15 protein-coding genes are annotated in these 14,978 nt (G+C 72.3%); 8 read left to right on the forward strand and 7 right to left on the reverse strand.

Going from position 1 to position 14,978, the window contains the following annotated elements; all coding sequences use genetic code 11:
- Nucleotides 1-7: 7 nt before the first annotated feature.
- From CAP38_RS06855 to CAP38_RS06865, 3 genes are read left to right on the forward strand one after another with little or no spacing between them, the layout of a single operon-like run.
- Complete coding sequence (locus tag CAP38_RS06855) at nucleotides 8-697, forward strand: molecular chaperone (RefSeq protein ID WP_086120327.1); 690 nt, start codon at nucleotides 8-10, stop codon at nucleotides 695-697.
- Complete coding sequence (locus CAP38_RS06860; RefSeq protein ID WP_086120329.1) at nucleotides 678-2,984, forward strand: fimbria/pilus outer membrane usher protein; 2,307 nt, start codon at nucleotides 678-680, stop codon at nucleotides 2,982-2,984. The genes CAP38_RS06855 and CAP38_RS06860 overlap by 20 nt, the downstream gene beginning before the upstream one ends.
- Nucleotides 2,981-3,466 (forward strand): spore coat U domain-containing protein, encoded by a 486-nt coding sequence (locus CAP38_RS06865; protein WP_086120331.1) that lies wholly within the window; start codon nucleotides 2,981-2,983, stop codon nucleotides 3,464-3,466. Before CAP38_RS06860 ends, CAP38_RS06865 begins: the two co-directional genes overlap by 4 nt.
- 31 nt (nucleotides 3,467-3,497) lie before the next feature.
- Here CAP38_RS06865 and CAP38_RS06870 read toward each other — a convergent pair whose 3' ends face one another.
- The 3 genes from CAP38_RS06870 to CAP38_RS06880 form a co-directional block, all read right to left on the reverse strand.
- Nucleotides 3,498-3,902 (reverse strand): hypothetical protein, encoded by a 405-nt coding sequence (locus tag CAP38_RS06870; RefSeq protein ID WP_086120333.1) that lies wholly within the window; start codon nucleotides 3,900-3,902, stop codon nucleotides 3,498-3,500.
- A gap of 72 nt (nucleotides 3,903-3,974) precedes the next feature.
- Entirely contained in the window at nucleotides 3,975-4,616 is a 642-nt protein-coding gene (locus tag CAP38_RS06875) for a response regulator transcription factor (RefSeq protein ID WP_086120335.1), read from the reverse strand.
- On the reverse strand, nucleotides 4,613-6,703 hold the full coding sequence (locus CAP38_RS06880) for a PAS domain S-box protein (protein WP_179188478.1): 2,091 nt from the start codon (nucleotides 6,701-6,703) through the stop codon (nucleotides 4,613-4,615). Before CAP38_RS06880 ends, CAP38_RS06875 begins: the two co-directional genes overlap by 4 nt.
- Before the next feature lie 106 nt (nucleotides 6,704-6,809).
- Here CAP38_RS06880 and CAP38_RS06885 point away from each other — a divergent pair, with 106 nt between their 5' ends.
- Nucleotides 6,810-7,703 (forward strand): DMT family transporter, encoded by an 894-nt coding sequence (locus tag CAP38_RS06885; protein WP_086120339.1) that lies wholly within the window; start codon nucleotides 6,810-6,812, stop codon nucleotides 7,701-7,703.
- 13 nt (nucleotides 7,704-7,716) lie between these two features.
- On the opposite strand, the gene CAP38_RS06890 is transcribed toward CAP38_RS06885, so the two are convergent.
- Together CAP38_RS06890 and hemH are read right to left on the reverse strand one after the other, a co-directional pair.
- The gene (locus CAP38_RS06890) at nucleotides 7,717-8,145 is read right to left on the reverse strand and encodes an RNA-binding S4 domain-containing protein (protein WP_086120341.1); all 429 of its coding nucleotides are present in this window, start codon (nucleotides 8,143-8,145) and stop codon (nucleotides 7,717-7,719) included.
- Between the two features lie 16 nt (nucleotides 8,146-8,161).
- Nucleotides 8,162-9,253: a ferrochelatase gene (gene hemH, locus CAP38_RS06895; protein WP_086120343.1), complete on the reverse strand. Its 1,092-nt coding sequence runs from the start codon at nucleotides 9,251-9,253 to the stop codon at nucleotides 8,162-8,164.
- Between the two features lie 19 nt (nucleotides 9,254-9,272).
- On the opposite strand from hemH, the gene CAP38_RS06900 reads away from it, so the two are divergent.
- Together CAP38_RS06900 and CAP38_RS06905 are read left to right on the forward strand one after the other, a co-directional pair.
- Nucleotides 9,273-9,998, forward strand: a complete 726-nt coding sequence (locus tag CAP38_RS06900) for an HAD family hydrolase (protein ID WP_086120345.1) — start codon at nucleotides 9,273-9,275, stop codon at nucleotides 9,996-9,998.
- Between the two features lie 36 nt (nucleotides 9,999-10,034).
- Nucleotides 10,035-10,685: a glutathione S-transferase family protein gene (locus tag CAP38_RS06905; RefSeq protein WP_086120347.1), complete on the forward strand. Its 651-nt coding sequence runs from the start codon at nucleotides 10,035-10,037 to the stop codon at nucleotides 10,683-10,685.
- A 1-nt stretch (nucleotide 10,686) separates the two neighbouring features.
- On the opposite strand, the gene hpnE is transcribed toward CAP38_RS06905, so the two are convergent.
- The gene (gene hpnE / locus CAP38_RS06910; RefSeq protein ID WP_256924332.1) at nucleotides 10,687-12,036 is read right to left on the reverse strand and encodes a hydroxysqualene dehydroxylase HpnE; all 1,350 of its coding nucleotides are present in this window, start codon (nucleotides 12,034-12,036) and stop codon (nucleotides 10,687-10,689) included.
- Nucleotides 12,033-12,899 carry a presqualene diphosphate synthase HpnD gene (gene hpnD, locus CAP38_RS06915; RefSeq protein ID WP_086120349.1) on the reverse strand — a complete coding sequence of 289 codons (867 nt, stop codon included), beginning with the start codon at nucleotides 12,897-12,899 and terminating at the stop codon, nucleotides 12,033-12,035. Before hpnD ends, hpnE begins: the two co-directional genes overlap by 4 nt.
- Before the next feature lie 90 nt (nucleotides 12,900-12,989).
- Here hpnD and CAP38_RS06920 point away from each other — a divergent pair, with 90 nt between their 5' ends.
- Both CAP38_RS06920 and CAP38_RS15140 read left to right on the forward strand, forming a co-directional pair.
- A complete protein-coding gene (locus tag CAP38_RS06920) occupies nucleotides 12,990-14,588 on the forward strand; it encodes a PAS domain-containing protein (protein WP_086120351.1) in 1,599 nt (532 codons plus the stop codon).
- The gene (locus tag CAP38_RS15140; protein ID WP_143435760.1) at nucleotides 14,588-14,977 is read left to right on the forward strand and encodes a response regulator; all 390 of its coding nucleotides are present in this window, start codon (nucleotides 14,588-14,590) and stop codon (nucleotides 14,975-14,977) included. The genes CAP38_RS06920 and CAP38_RS15140 overlap by 1 nt, the downstream gene beginning before the upstream one ends.
- Nucleotide 14,978 lies beyond the last annotated feature (1 nt).

Here is a 14,978-nt window from a genome sequence, read left to right on the forward strand (position 1 = left end):
GCCCGCCATGGACCCGCGCCTGCTCATCGCCGGTGTGCTGGCGGCCCTGATGGCCCTGCCGTCCCAGGCTTTTCAGGTGCGCCCGGTGCGGGTGGACCTGGGCGCCCGCCAGGCCGCCGGCCAGCTGGTGGTCAGCAACCCCACCGAGCGTCCGGTGCTGGTGCAGGCGCAGGTGTGGCTGTGGTCGCAGGAGGCCACGCAGGACCGCCTGGAGCCGGCGGCCGACCTCATCGTCAATCCGCCCATTTTTGAACTGGCGCCCGGTGCCCAGCAGGTGGTGCGCGTGGGCCTGCGCCAGCCGCTGCCGCCGGGCCGGGAGCAGAGCTGGCGGCTGTGGCTGTCCCAGGTCGCCACCCCGGGTGCCCCCGGTGACGGTGGCGTGCAGATGCTGCTGCGGGTGAGCCTGCCGGTGTTCGGCGTCGGCGAGGCCGTGCCGGACCCCGCACCCCGCTGGCAGCGCCAGGATGCGGGCAGCGTGGCATTGAGCAACGACGGCGGACGCCATGTGCATGTGCGCGAGCTGCGGCTGCAGTCCGACGGCCTGCCCGCCCAGTCCCTGGGCCCCTGTTATGCCTTGCCGGGCGGTGGCTGTCGCTGGACGCTGCCGCGCGAATGGCACGGTCGGCCCCTGCGGCTGGAGGCCGACAGCGACGCCGGACGTCTGCGGGCGCAGTTCGATGGTCCCGCATCGCCCTGAAGTCCTGGCCCTGCTGGTGGGGCTGGTCGGTCTTCTGCTGGTCGGTGATGCGGCGGCGCAGACCGCGCCACCGGTGGTGCGCTGGCTGGATGTGCGCATCAACGGCCATGCCCTGGACGAGGCCGCCCCGGTGGTGGAGATCGACGGGCAGTTCCTGGCCCCGGTCGAGAGCCTGGCCGCCTGGCAGCTGGCGCCGCAGGACGAACCCCGGCTGATCGATGGCCGGCCGCACCACAGCCTGACGGTCTGGCAGCCCCGGCTGCTGGCCGCCTCCCAGACCCTGCTGCTCAGCGTGGAGGCCGACGGCTTCGTGTCGCGCCGACTGCCCTGGCAGGCCTCCCGCATCGACATACCGGTGCTGGAAACCCATGCCGCCCCGGGGCTGTCGCTGGACTACAGCTTCAACCTCGACCGCGACCGCGCCGGCAGCCAGGCCAGCACCCTGACCGACCTGCGCGCCTTCGGCCTGTGGCCGCAGACCGTGCTGCACCAGACCACCCTGTGGCGCCAGGGCGGCACGCTGCCCGGCCAGCCCCGCATGCAGCGGCTGGACACCTCGCTGCGCCATGCCGACCCGGAAGGCCTGTGGCGCACCACGGTGGGCGACACCCTGAGCTGCGGTGGCGAGCTGGCCCCCACGGTGCGCATGGCCGGCGTGCAGCTGCGCACCGACTTCGGCCTGCAGCCCGACCGCCCGCAGTACCCGTTGCCCCTGGTCCAGGGCTCGGCCCAGGTGCCCAGCGGCGTGGACCTGCTGATCAACGACCAGCCGGCCGGCAGCCTGTCGGTCGGCCCGGGGCGCTTCCTGCTCGACAACCTGCCGGCGGTCACCGGGGCTGGCGAGGTGCGGCTGGTGCAGCGCGATGTGCAGGGCATCGAGCAGGTGCGCACCGTGCCCTTCTATGCCAGCCCGCGCCTGCTGCGTCCCGGCGTGCGCGAGCAGTGTGCCGAGGCCGGCCGGCTGCGCCTGAACTACGGTCTGCCCGGCGACCGTTACCAGGGCTCGATCGCGGCACTGGCCTGGCGCGAGGGCCTGACCGACACGCTCACCGGCCTGGCCCGGGTGGAGAGCGGCGCAGCGGTGCGCAACCTGCACCTGGCCGCCCACTGGGTGCCGGCGCAGATGGGGGTGGTGAGTCTGCAATGGACCGGCAGCCGCTCCACCGGCCAGCAGGGTCAGGCCCTGCGCCTGGGGCTGGAGCGGGTGACGCCGCGCTACCACCTGAGCGGGCGCATCGAGACCGCCGAGCGCGGAGTGCGCCAGATCGACGGCAGCCTGCCGCCGGCCCGGCGCGCCAGTGTGTTCGGTGGCTGGACCTGGGGGCGGGCCAGCACCTCGCTGGGCCAGGTCTGGCAGCGCAGCGCCGGCGGCGTGGCGCAACGGGTGTTCAGTGCATCGGTGCAGCAGCGCATCGGTGGCGACTGGCAGATGGGCCTGAGCGCCCTGCGCCGCGAACAGCGCTGGAGCGTGGCGGTCATGTTCACCCGCGCGCTGGAGCGCGATGTCAGCCTGGCCACCCGGTTCCAGGGCGGGACCGATGCCGGCACGGCGGTGCAGGTGCAGCGCCACGAACCCGAGACCGGCGGTGCCGGCTGGCGGCTGCAGGCCGGAAGTGGCGCCAGCCGTGCGGTGGCGGGCTGGAGCTGGCTGGGCGATCAGGGCCGGCTGGAACTGCAGGCCGCCCGTGCCGCCAGCGGTGACACCGCCGAGCGCCTGACCTGGCAGGGCGGGCTGATCTGGATGGGGGACCGGCCGGTGGCCAGCCGTGCGCTGGGCGACGCCGTGGTGGCCCGCATCGAGGTGGCCGGTCTGCCCGGTGTGGGCGTGCAGCTCAACCGGCGCGAGGTGGCGGTGACCGATGACCAGGGCCGGGCCTGGGTGCATGGCCTGCAGCCCTGGGAGGACAACATCATCGGCATCTCGCCCGAGCGGCTGCCCATGGACATGCTGGTGGGCCTGCCGGAGGTGCGACTGCGGCCGCCCTCGGACATGGTGGTCTCGGCACGGTTCCCGGTGCGTCGCAGCCGAGCAGCGCTGCTGCAGGTGCGGCACATCGACGGCCGGCCGGTGGCCCCGGGCTCCCGTGCCCGGCTGGATGCCGAAGGCCCGGGGGCCGGTGTGCCCTTCGGCCTGGACGGCGAGGTGTTCCTGGGCGATCTGCAGGACCGCAACCGCCTGCTGGTGGAGGGCAGCGGCGGCGTGTGCCAGGTCGATTTCGAGCTGCCGCCCGATGTCGGCGTGCAACCCACACTGGGTCCCCTGACCTGCCGGGAGCTGCAGCCATGAAGGGGCGCTGGTGGTTCGCTGCGCTGCTGGCGCTGTCAGCGTCGGCCGCCCAGGCCCATGCCTGCACCGTCACCGCCACGCCGCTGGCCTTCGGCACCTATGTGTCGCCGCAAGGCCCGCGGGTGGACAGCAGCGCCACGGTGCAGGTGCGCTGCACGCCCACTTACCTGCTGCTGGCCTGCGAGGTGGCCTACACCCTGTCGCTGTCGGTGGGGCAGACGCCCAGCGGCGGTGTGCGGCAGATGGCGGCCGGCACCGGCCGGCTGCGCTACGACCTGTTCAGCGATGCGGCCCGCACCCAGCCCTGGGGCGACGGCGGTGCGTCGGGAACGCTGGTGTCGGGCAGCATCAGCACCGGTCTGCTGGGTCTGGTGTGCCTGCAGGGCAGCCGCAACCACACGGTCTACGGCCGGCTGCCGGCGGCACAGAACGTGCCTGTGGGGGTGTATGCCGATCAGGTGGTGTTGACCATCACCTACTGAGCCTTATCAGCCGGGCATCGGTGGCGCGGGTTCAACCACCCACGCCGTGCCGGCGCATCCAGAGCTGCATGGCGCGCGGCAGCTCGCTCCAGCACCAGCTGCGCGCGGCGCCGTTGCCCATGTCGGCCAGGTCGTCCATGCACAGGGTCTCGATGTGCTGCCGCTCCAGCGCCGACAGCAGCTGGCCTTGGCAGGCCCGGTCGGCCCGCGCTTCGACCACCGCCAGCGATGCCGGGCGTTGCGGCATCTGCTGCACCAGTTCCCGGGCGTCCGGCATCCAACGCAGACTCAGCCGCAGGCTCCAGGGCTGCAGCAGCGTGATCAGGGTTTCGCGGGCGCGTGCCTGGTGCTCGCCGCGCCGGCAGATCAGCCACACCTCCAGCGTCTCCAGGGCGGGGTGAGGCATCAGCGGGGCAGGGGCGGTGTCGGTGCTCATGGCACAAATGTGCCGCGCCGCCCGGGGTGTGCGCTGCCGGGAAACCTGGACAGAACACTGCCGGAGACCCGGTCAGTTCTCGTCGGCGCTGATCAGGCCTTCGCGGATCGCCAGCCGCACCAGGGCCGGCAGGTCGCTCACGCCCAGCTTGGCCATGAGCCGGCTGCGGTAGGACTCCACCGTCTTGGGCGAGAGGTGCAGCGCCTCGCCGATGGCCGCGCTGGTGTGGCCGCGCACCACCATCAGGATGACCTGCTGCTCGCGGGTCGACAGGGCGGCCAGGCCGGTGGCCGGTCCGGTGTTCATCATGCCTTGCACCGCGAGTTCCGCCACCTCGCCGCCCAGGTGGCGGCGCCCCTGCAGCACCGCTTCCACGGCGGCCAGCACCTCGCGCGAGGGCGATCCCTTGAGCACATAGCCCCGGGCACCCAGGCGCATGGCTTCGGCCACATGGCGCGGCTGGGCCGACATGGTCAGAATGATGGCGTGCACCGCCAGCTCGCGCCGCTGGATCTGTTCGAGCAGTTCCAGGCCGGAATGCAGGCCGATGTGCAGGTCGATCAACGCCACCTCGGGTTGCAGGCGGGCCAGGTCGGCCAGGGCCTGCACGGGCTGGTCGGACTCGCCCACCACCCGGTGGCCGGCGCCCTCCAGCACCGCCCGCAGCCCGTCCCGCATCATGGCGTGGTCGTCGACCAGGTAGATGGTGCTCATGCTTCTGTGCAGGATAGCCCAGCCGTATCGGCGCGGGCATCCCATGTGAGGGTGACAAGCGTGCCCCCCGCCGGCCCGCTGCCCACGGCCAGACGCGCGCCGATGGCCAGCGCACGCTCGCGCATGCCGACCATGCCCAGGTGCCCGGGGCGGCCCTGTTCGAGGTGTTCGCTCAGCCCGACCCCGTCGTCCTGCACCGACACGCACAACCGGTCGTCATGGCCGGCAATTGTCAGCTGCACCCGGCTCGCGCCGGCATGCAGCAGGGCGTTGGACAGGGCCTCGCGGGCCACCATGAAGGCGGCGTATTCCACCTCGGCCGGCCAGCGGCGCTGGCAGGCCTCGGTCGACACCACCAGCTCCAGTTCCACCGGGCCGGCATCGCCGCGGCGGTTGCGCACCTCGTTGTCCAGGGCGGCCTCCAGCCCCGCGCTCTCCAGCAGCGGCGGGCGCAGGATCACCAGGGCCTGGCGCACCTCGGCGATGGCGGTGTCCACCAGTTCGCCGAGCTTGTGCTCGCGCGCCACCCAGCGGGTATCGGCATCGGCCGGGCGCATACTGCACAAGGCATCGAACGACAGCCGGATGGCGCCCAGGGTCTGGCCCAGCTGGTCGTGCAGGGTCTGGGCCAGGCGGCGGGTGGTGGTCTTTTCCTGGTCGAGCAGGCGCTGGGTCAGTTCCGAGAGTTCTCTGCGGTAGCGCCGCAGGGCGCGCTCGGCCTGGCTGCGTTCGGTCACGTCGCGCAGGATGGCCGTGACCAGCCGCTGCCCTCGCACCCGCACTTCGGACACCGACGCCTCCAGCTCGAGCACCGTGCCGTCGGCGCGCAGGCCGCCGACCTGCCTCACCCCCGCATCGCCGGCGTCGCCGCTGACTGCGGGTGCCAGCCACGGCAGCAGCGGGCGCCCGGCTGCCTCCGGCAGCAGCTGTTCCACGGGCAGATCCCGCATCGCTTCGGCCGGCCGGCCGAAGATGCGGGCGGCCGCCGGGTTGGACAACGCCACCCGGCCGCGTTCGTCCACGCCGACGATGGCGTCGCTGGCCGCATCGACCACCGCGCTGAGCACCTCGCCCTGCTCGCGCAGGCGGCGCTCCGCGTTGCTGAAGGGGCGGCCCAGTCGCCGGGCCAGGGCGAAGCCGCTCAAGCCCAGCAGCAGCGTGGCGCTGCCGCCCCACAGCAGCAGATCGCGTTCGAGCGCATGCACCGACGCCAGTGCCTTGGCCACAGGCTGTGCGGCCACCACCTGCCATCCTGTGCGCAGATCGGAGTCTCCTGGCAGGACGGGCGCCCTCGCGATCAGGATCTCGTGGCCCTGGTCGTCCTGGCGCTGGAGAGCCTGGCCCGCCGGCAGGGCCATCAGCTCGGACCATGCGCCCTCACGCCATCCGCTGCGTGACCCGAGCAGCAGGCGGCCGTCGGCGTCGACCAGCGAGAGTGACAGGCCCAGGTCGGCCCCGGAGCTGCCGAGCAGGGCCGCGCGCAGATCCTCCAGGTAACGGGCATTGAGGTGGGTGGCCATCACGCCCTTGAGCTGTCCTTGCGCGTCCTGCACCGGCAACGCGATGTCGGCCAGTTCGTCCGGCACCGACATGCCGACGTCGAGCAAGGGCTGGCGCAGCGCCACCGGCGGGTGCAGCGATCCGAACCACAGGCCCTGCCGGCCGTTCACATAAACCCCCCGGCCGGCGATGGAGATACCCTCGAGCAGGCCGTCGCTGGCGGCCAGGACCTGGCCGGCGGCATCGGTCAGACCGATCCACACATAGGCGCTGGACCGCTGCTTCTGCTGCTGCATCTGCTCGCGCAGGGCCGGCAGCGGCATGGGCCCGGAGGCCATGGCCGCCAGCAGCTCGATCTCGCTGGCCTTGCGCGCCAGCACGCTGGCGATCTGGGCGGCGTAGGCATCGGCAAAGCGCTCCACCCGGTAAGTGGCCCGGGTGCGCAGCTCGGCGCCCACGCTGTTTTCGTTGGCCGGTATGGCCAGTGCCAGCAGCAGCACGCCGGTGATGGCCGGCAGCAAGGGCAGGAACCAGGTCAGCACCCGTTCGCGGGCGGGGCGGTCCGGGGGAGCAGGCAGGGTGGTCATGCCTGCGATTGAAGCCGAACGCGGGGGCGGCGGGCAAGGGGCCGGGATGCTGTCCTGCAGGTGCTGGTGCGGCCTGGGTCGCCGACCCCAGAATCCGGCAGCACCCATGAACGCCTCGATTTCCCGCACCGCTTTTGCCACCCTGCTGCTCATCGCCTGCATGATGGGCGCCAACCACGTGGGTGCCCGCCTGGCCTTCGATCACGGTCTGGACGTGGCCACCGCCGTGCTGTGCCGCAGCGGCGTGACCGCGCTGGCCCTGATGCTGCTGCTGCGGCTGCAGCGTGTGGCCTGGGCGGTGACGCCGCAGCAGCGCCGCATGCTGCCCCGCATCGGCCTGCTGATCGCGGTGCAGAGCCTGTGCCTGTATGCCGCCGTGGCCCGCATGCCGGTGGCCCTGGCCCTGCTGGCCTTCAACACCTACCCCTTGTGGACCGCGCTGTGGGCGCGGCTGGTGTACGGCGAGCGCACGCCGCCCCGGCTGCTGCAGGCCATGCCGGTGATGCTGCTCGGGCTGGCCCTGGCGCTGGATGTGTCGGGCGCGGCGTCCGGGCTGGCGGCGGCGGCGCACTGGGCCCGCATCGGTGCGGGCGTGGCGTTCGCGTTCACCGCCTCGGCCACCTTCGGGCTGGCGCTGGTGCTCACCCAGCACGGCACCGCCGGGCTGGACGGGCGGCTGCGCAGCGCCGCCACGCTGGGCCTGGTGGCCCTGCTGGCCTCGCTGGCGGTGGTCGGTCAGGGCGGGCCGCACTGGCCGCAGTCGGCACCCGGCTGGTGGGGGCTGGTGGCCCTGGTCATCCTGTATGGAAGCGCCTTCACGCTCATGTTCACCGTGCTGCCGCGCCTGGGCGTGGTGGGCAACTCGGCCATCATGAATGTGGAGCCGATCTTTGCGCTGGTGCTGGCCTGGGCGCTGCTGGGCCAGGCCATTGCGCCGGTGCAGGTGCTCGGCGGGCTGATGGTGGTGGCCACCGTGGTGTGGCTGGGCTGGCGGCGCTGAGCCGCCCCAAGGGTCAGCTGTCGACCGAGGCGGTCCAGCGCGAGCCCCAGTCGCCGAGCTGGCGGCGGTCGCGCTTGGTGGGGCGGCCCTGGGTCTGGGCCAGAGCCGGTTCAGGCGCCAGCCGCCGCTGCTCGGCCGCGGCGGCGCGGCGGGCGATGGATTCGTCGGTCTCGCGGTAGAGCAGGGCGGCCACGCTGGCCGAGCCCCGCACATCGCTGAGCGCCAGCACCTCGACCGTGCGGTCGTCGAAGCCGGCGCGCAGCACGATGGTGTCGCCGCAGCGCACCTCGCGCGAGGGCTTGGCGGCCTGGCCGTTGACCTGCACCCGGCCCCGTTCGATGGCTTCGATGCTCAGTGCCCGGGTCTTGTAGAACCGGGCCGCCCAGAGCCATTTGTCCAGGCGGTACCGCGTGGGGGTCGTCTCGTCGGCCGGTCGCTTCATGCGTCGGTGGGTCGGGTCAGTGGGTGGCGCCCATGGCCAGGGCGCGTTCGCGGGCCACCTGCAGCTCCTGCGGCGCCACCGGCGCCCGGGTGGGCCAGCCCTGCAGGTGCTGCTCGGTGATGTCGGTCAGTGCCTGGAGCCAGATCGGGTCGGCATTGAGGCAGGGGATGTAGCTGAACTGTTCGCCGCCGGCGTGCAGGAAGGCCTCGCGCGCTTCCATGTTGATCTCCTCCAGCGTCTCCAGGCAGTCGCTGGTGAAGCCGGGGCAGACCAGGTCGACCTTCTTGAGGCCTTCGCCCGCCATCTTGATGAGCGTGGGTTCGGTGTAGGGCTCCAGCCACTTGGCCTTGCCGAAGCGGGACTGGAAGGTCACGGTCACCTTCTCGCGCGGGATCTCCAGCGCCTGGGCCACCAGCCGGGCGGTCTTGTGGCATTCGCAGTGGTAGGGATCGCCCAGGTGCAGCGTGCGCTCGGGCACGCCGTGAAAGCTCATCACCAGGTGGTCGCCCCGGCCGTGCTGGGCCCAGTGGGCGCGGATGGTGTGGGCCAGCGCGCCGATGTAGCCCGGGTGGTCGTGGTAGCGGTTGATGAAGCGGAACTCGGGCAGGTTGCGCACCTGGCCGGCCCACTGCATGGCCGCATCGATCACGCTGGCGGTGGTGGTGCCGCTGTACTGCGGGTAGGCCGGCAGCACCAGCACCCGGGTCACGCCGGCGGCCTTGAGCTCGTCGAGCACCGAGGCCATGGACGGGTTGCCGTAGCGCATGGCGTAGCGCACCGTGACTTGGTGACCGCGCTGCTGCAGCGTCTGCGCCAGCTCGGCGGCCTGGCGCTCGGTCCAGACCTTCAGCGGCGAGCCTTCCGCCGTCCAGATGCCGGCGTACTTGGCGGCCGACTTGGCCGGCCGCACCCGCAGGATGATGCCGTGCAGGATGGCCATCCACACCAGGCGGGGAATCTCCACCACGCGGGGGTCGCCCAGGAATTCACCGAGGTAGCGGCGCAGGGCGGGCGCGGTGGGCTGGTCGGGGGTGCCCAGGTTGCACAGCAGGACCGCCGTGCGGGGCTCCTGGCCATGGGAATACGGGGGTTCGGCTTGGAAAGACATGCGCTATTCTCCCGCAGCCATGAATACCCCCGAGATCCGCTCCCCGGCTGCCTTCGATCCCGAGCGGGTGCGGGGCATCACCATCGACCTGGACGACACCCTGTGGCCGATCTGGCCCACCATCGAACGGGCCGAGCGGGTGCTGGCCGCCTGGCTCGCCGAACACGCCCCGGCCGCTGCTGCCCTGGCCGGATCGGCCGCCGCGCTGCGCGAGGTGCGCAATCACATCCAGGCCACCCGACCCGACCTGCACCACGACCTCAGCGCCTTGCGCCGCGAATCCATCCGCCTGGTGCTGGAGCGCGCCGGCGACGACCCGGCCCTGGCCGAGCCGGCCTTCGAGGTGTTCTTTGCCGAGCGCCAGCGGGTCGAGCTGTTCGAGGACGCCCTGCCGGCCCTCGAATGGCTGGCCGAGCGTTACCCGGTGGTGGCCCTGTCCAACGGCAATGCCGACGTGCACCGGGTGGGCCTGGGCCGGCACTTCAAGGCGGCACTGAGCGCGCGCGAGTTCGGCGTGGGCAAGCCCGATGCCCGCATCTTCCACGCCGGCGCGCAGGCGGCCGGCGCCGAGCCGCAGCACATCCTGCATGTGGGCGACGACATCCACCTCGATGGCGTGGGTGGATTGCTTGCCGGCCTGCAGGTGGCCTGGGTGAATCGGCATGATCACCCCTGGCCCGCCGATGCGCCGCCGCCGCACCTGACCGTGCCCGACCTGCTCAACCTGTGCCGCCTGCTGGCCTGAATCCGCTTTCTTCCCCGACCCAACCCCCTGTTCATCATGAGCCTCACCATCTACGGCATCGGCGCGTCGCGCGCATCCCGCCCCCTCTGGACCGCCCTGGAACTGGGCGTGCCGTTCCAGCACGTGCCCACCCCCTACGCCGGTGGCGCCACCCGCACGCCGGAGTACCTGGCCATCAACCCGAACGGCCATATTCCGGCCGTGGTGGACGAACGTCCCGAGGGCCGCGTGGTGGTGTGGGAGAGCATGGCCTGCGCGCTCTACATCGCCCGCCACCACGGCAAGGCCGACGGTGTGGGCATCGCCCCCGCCACCCCGTACGAGGATGCCCAGGCCCTGCGCTGGTCCTTCTGGGCCGCCAGCGAGGCCGAGGCCGACGCGCTCACCGTGCTGATGCACCGCATGGTCATGCCGGCCGACCAGCGCAAACCCGAGCTGGCCGACGCCGCCGAGCGCCGCCTGGCCGTGCCGTTCCGCGTGATCGAGGCCGAACTGACCGCTGCCAAGGCCCGCGGGCACGCCTGGCTGGCGGCCGACCGCTTCACGCTGGCCGACCTGCTGGTGGCCACCGTGCTGGGCTGGGCGCGCATGTCGGGCCCGCTGATGCAGGCCCACCCGGTCACGGCCGAGTGGCTGGGCCGTTGCGTGGCGCGCCCGGGCTTCGCCCAGGCCCGCGGCATGGCCTGATTCAGCGGCCCAGGGCCGCCTGCGCAGCAGCCACACCGCTGCGCACCGCTGCCTCCAGTGTGGCGGGGTAGGGGCCTTCGGTGTAGTCGCCGGCCGCCCACAGGCCGGGCGCCACGGTCATCGGCGGTCGCTGCACGCCCGGCGTGCAGGCAAAGGTGGCGCGCTTTTCGGTCACCGTCTGCAGTGGCGTCAGCGTGCGGGGCTGCAGGCCCAGCTCGTCGCGCGCCTGGACCAGCACCGCCTGTTGCAGCGCATCGCGTTCACCCTGGCTGGCGCTGATCACGAAGGCCAGCACCCCCTGGGCCTGTGCATCGTCCGGCCGCAGCCAGCCCCGGTCGAACACGAACTGCGCCGGCGCGCTGCGCAGGGCCAGCATGGGTGAGGGCAGGCGCTGTCCCGCCGCGTGCAGGTACACGGTGGTGATGGCGGTGTGCTGCAGGTGTCCGCAGGTCGTGGCCCAGCCCGGGTTCACCTCGGCCAGTGCGGCGGCCGCCACCGTGGGGCCGGTGGCCCAGACCACGCGGTCGAAGCGGGCCGGTCGGGTGCCGTCCGGGTCCGCCACCGTCAGTGTCCACCCTTCGGCCTGGCGCTCCACCGTCAGCACCCTGGCTCCCCGGTGCACCTCGGCGGGCACGGGGGCTGCATCGCCCAGCCAGCGCAGGGCCGCATCGGGCCACAGTGCGCCCAGATCGGTGCGCGGCAGCAGCAGCTGCGACGCCGCCCAGCCGCCGTGGCCGGGGCCTAACAGGGCATCGCGCAGCACGCGCAGGAACACCGCCCCGCTGGCCTGTTCGGGCGGCACGTTCAGGGCCGACACGCACAGCGGCGCCACCAGCTCGTCCATGGCCCGCGCCGGCAGCCCGGCCGACACGTCGGCCACGCTCTGGTGCGGCGCGCAGGCAAAGCCCTGGCGCAGCCAGCGCAGCGATACCCGCAGCAGGCCCGCACGGTCGGCCCAGGTCCAGCCGCGGGTGCCGGCCAGCACCGCGGCCAGCAGCGCGGCCGGTGCCGGCCAGCGGGAGGCCCAGCCAGGCGTCTGCAGGCCGGTGCCGTCCACATGCGGCAGGCCCAGGGGCAGGGCCAGCAGTTCGCGGCGGGGGTCCAGCCCCACCTGCGCCATGAGGGTCAGGGCCTCGGTGTAGGCGCCGATCAGGATGTGCTGGCCGTTGTCCAGCCGCAGCGGGCCAGTGGGTCCGGGCACGTCGAGGGCCCGGGCGCGTCCGCCGGCCTCGCGCGCCGCCTCGAACACCGTGACCCGCGCACCACCGGCCGCCGCCGTGACCGCTGCGGCCAGGCCGGCCCAGCCGGCGCCGACCACCGCCACCGACAGCGACGGGTCGGTGGTGCTCACAGCCGACCCAGTGCCTGGACTTTCCAGGCCAGCCAGAACTTGCGCAGCGGCGTCAGGCTCACCCGCTGGTGCAGCACCAGCAGCGGGTCCTCGGCAATTTCCTGCAGCAGGGTGCGGTAGATGCTGGCCATCATGAGCCCGGGCTTCTGGGCGCGCCGGTCGGCCGCCGGCAGCAGGGCCAGGGCTTCGGCGTAGGTGGCCAGGGCACGTTCGCACTGGAAGGCCATGAGGGCACGGAAGCGGCGCTGGAAGTCGGCGGCGTCGGTCCCGGGTGCCGGCCCGCGCCGCAGCAGCTCATGGGCCTTCACATCGAAGCGCTGCAGTTCCTCGATGGGCAGGTAGATGCGGCCGCGTGTGGCGTCCTCGCCCACGTCGCGCACGATGTTGGTCAGCTGGAACGCCAGGCCCAGGCGGTGCGCATAGGCGGTGGTCCCGTCCTGTGTCTGGCCGAAGATGCGCGCAGCCACCTCGCCCACCACGCCGGCCACCAGATGGCAGTAGCGCTGCAGGTTGGCGAAATCGAGGTAGCGGTTCTGCTCCAGGTCCATCTGGCAGCCTTCGATGACGGCGTCCAGGTGCCGAGCCTCGATGCCGTGTTCGGCCGCCAGCGGCATGAGCGCCTGCATCACCGGGTGGCTGGGGCTGCCGGCATAGGCCTGGGCCACCTCGCGCCGCCACCAGGCCAGCTTGGTCTGGGCCACGCCGGGGTCGGTGACTTCGTCCACCACATCGTCCACCTCGCGGCAGAAGGCATAGAACGCGGTGATGGCCGCGCGCCGAACCGGTGGCAGAAAGAGAAATGCGTAATAAAAACTGCTGCCCGATGCAGCGGCCTTTTGCTGGACGTATTCTTGTGGGGTCATGACAGGCGCGGGGTTGGCGAAGTGTACGCAGTGCCCGATGCCCCGCCCTGATCGAATTCCCGACCCGGCCACAGACCCTGAATCCCCGTCATGCCGTATCCGCTACCCGCCAACGAAGCCGACCGCCTGGCCGAGCTGAGGAGCCTGCAGGTCCTCGACACCCTGCCGCAGGAGGCGTTCAGCCACGTCACCGCGCTGGCTGCCGACATCTGCGGCGCGCCCATGGCGCTCATCACCCTGGTCGACGAGCACCGCCAGTGGGTCAAGGCCCGCCTGGGCATGGACGTCACCGAGACTCCGCGTGACCAGGCCTTCTGCACCCACACCATCCTGGACAACGACCGGGTGCTGGTGGTGCCCGACGCGACCCGCGACGCGCGCTTTGCCGATCTGGATCTGGTGCGCAGCGGCGAGGTGCAGTTCTATGCCGGCGCTCCCATCGTCACGCCGCAGGGTCACGCCCTGGGCGCGGTATGCGTGCTCGACAGCCAGCACCGCGAACTCGAGCCGCACCAGCTGCGGATGCTGGGCCATCTGGCGGCGCTGGCCTTGAGCCTGTTGCAGAACGAGTCGCAGCGCCGCGACGAGGCGCATCGCATGGTCCAGCGCGTGCAGCAGAGCGAACGCATCGTGCGGCATGTGCTGCAGCACGGCCGCGAGATGGCGGCCTTCATCGACCGCGAGCACCGCTACCGGCTGGTCAATCCGGCCTTCGAGCTGTACTGGGTGGAGCGGCGGCCCGAGATCATCGGCATGTCGCTGCCCGACCTGGTGGGCGAGACCCTGTACCGCCAGCACCTGCGGCCGGCCATCCACCGCGCCATGGCCGGCGAGGAGGTGCAGATCGACATCGAGCACACCTACCCCGGCCTGGGTCTGCGCCACATGGAGATCCGTTACGGCCCGGCCCACGACGACGAGGGCCGGGTCGAAGGCGTGGTGGAACGCCACCGCGACGTGACCGAGCTGCGCCGGCAGGCCCGGGAGCTGGCCCGCACCATCGACGCCCTGCAGGGCAAGCAGCGCATGCAGCGCAAGTTCCTGCAGGCCATCTCGCACGACCTGCGCGAGCCGGTCAATGCCATCAACCACGCCGCGCCGCTGCTGCAGGACAGCCTGCGGTCGGCCCTGCCCGGCGGGCTGGACGACACGCAGGCCCGCTGCCTGGCGTTCATGCAGCAGGGGGGACGTCGGCTGGCCCGCCTGCTGGACGATCTGCGTCTGGTGGGCGAGCAGGATCTGCGGGACCTGCAACCCCGCTCATGTCCACTGGGCGGCTGCGTGGCCCGCGCCCTGGAGGTGCTGAAGGACGATCTCGGCGGGCGCCCGGTCGAGGTGGCGATCAACCCGTATCTGATGGTCGAGGTCGAGCCGCCCCTGTTCGAGCTGGCCCTGCGGGCCGTGGTGCTCAACATCCACCGGGCCACCAGGGACCTGCCCATCGTCATCCGCGCCCGGCAGGTGGACGGCTGGGTCCAGATCGATGCCGGCCTGGACGCGTCGGCCGAGCCGCTCACGCCGGCGCGGGTGTCCCTGCTGGCGGACCAGCCGGACCAGCCGGCCTTCGAGGAGCTGGGTCTGTCCACCGCCCGGCACATCCTGCGCCTGCACCACGGCACCATGGCCGATGCCGGCGACCCGCTGCAGGCACCCCGGCTGCTGCTGCAGTGGCCCGACCAGGGAGGCTGATGGCACCCGAACGCTTCATCCTGGTCGACGACAACGACGCCGACAACTTCTTCCACCGCCTGGCCCTGCAGAAGGCCGGCTTCCGGGGTGAGGTGCGGGTGTTCGAGCGTCCCGGCGATGCCTTGCGGTTCCTGCTGGACGACCGGATCAGCTGCAGCACCTGCGTGCTGCTGGACATCAACATGCCCCAGATGTCGGGGTTCGATCTGGCGCAGGAACTGCAGGACCGGCTGCGGCCGCTGAATCCCCTGCAGGTGATCATGGTGTCGTCGTCCGACTGGGCGGAAGACCGGCAGCGTGCGGCAGCGCTGCCGATCCTGGACGGCTACGTGTGCAAGCCCTTCACGGCGGACGATGCCCGGGCCGTCATGAGGCAACCGGCCGCCTGAG

Source organism: Hydrogenophaga sp. IBVHS2, from assembly GCF_002127215.1.
In the GTDB taxonomy this organism is placed as follows: Bacteria; Pseudomonadota; Gammaproteobacteria; order Burkholderiales; family Burkholderiaceae_C; genus Hydrogenophaga.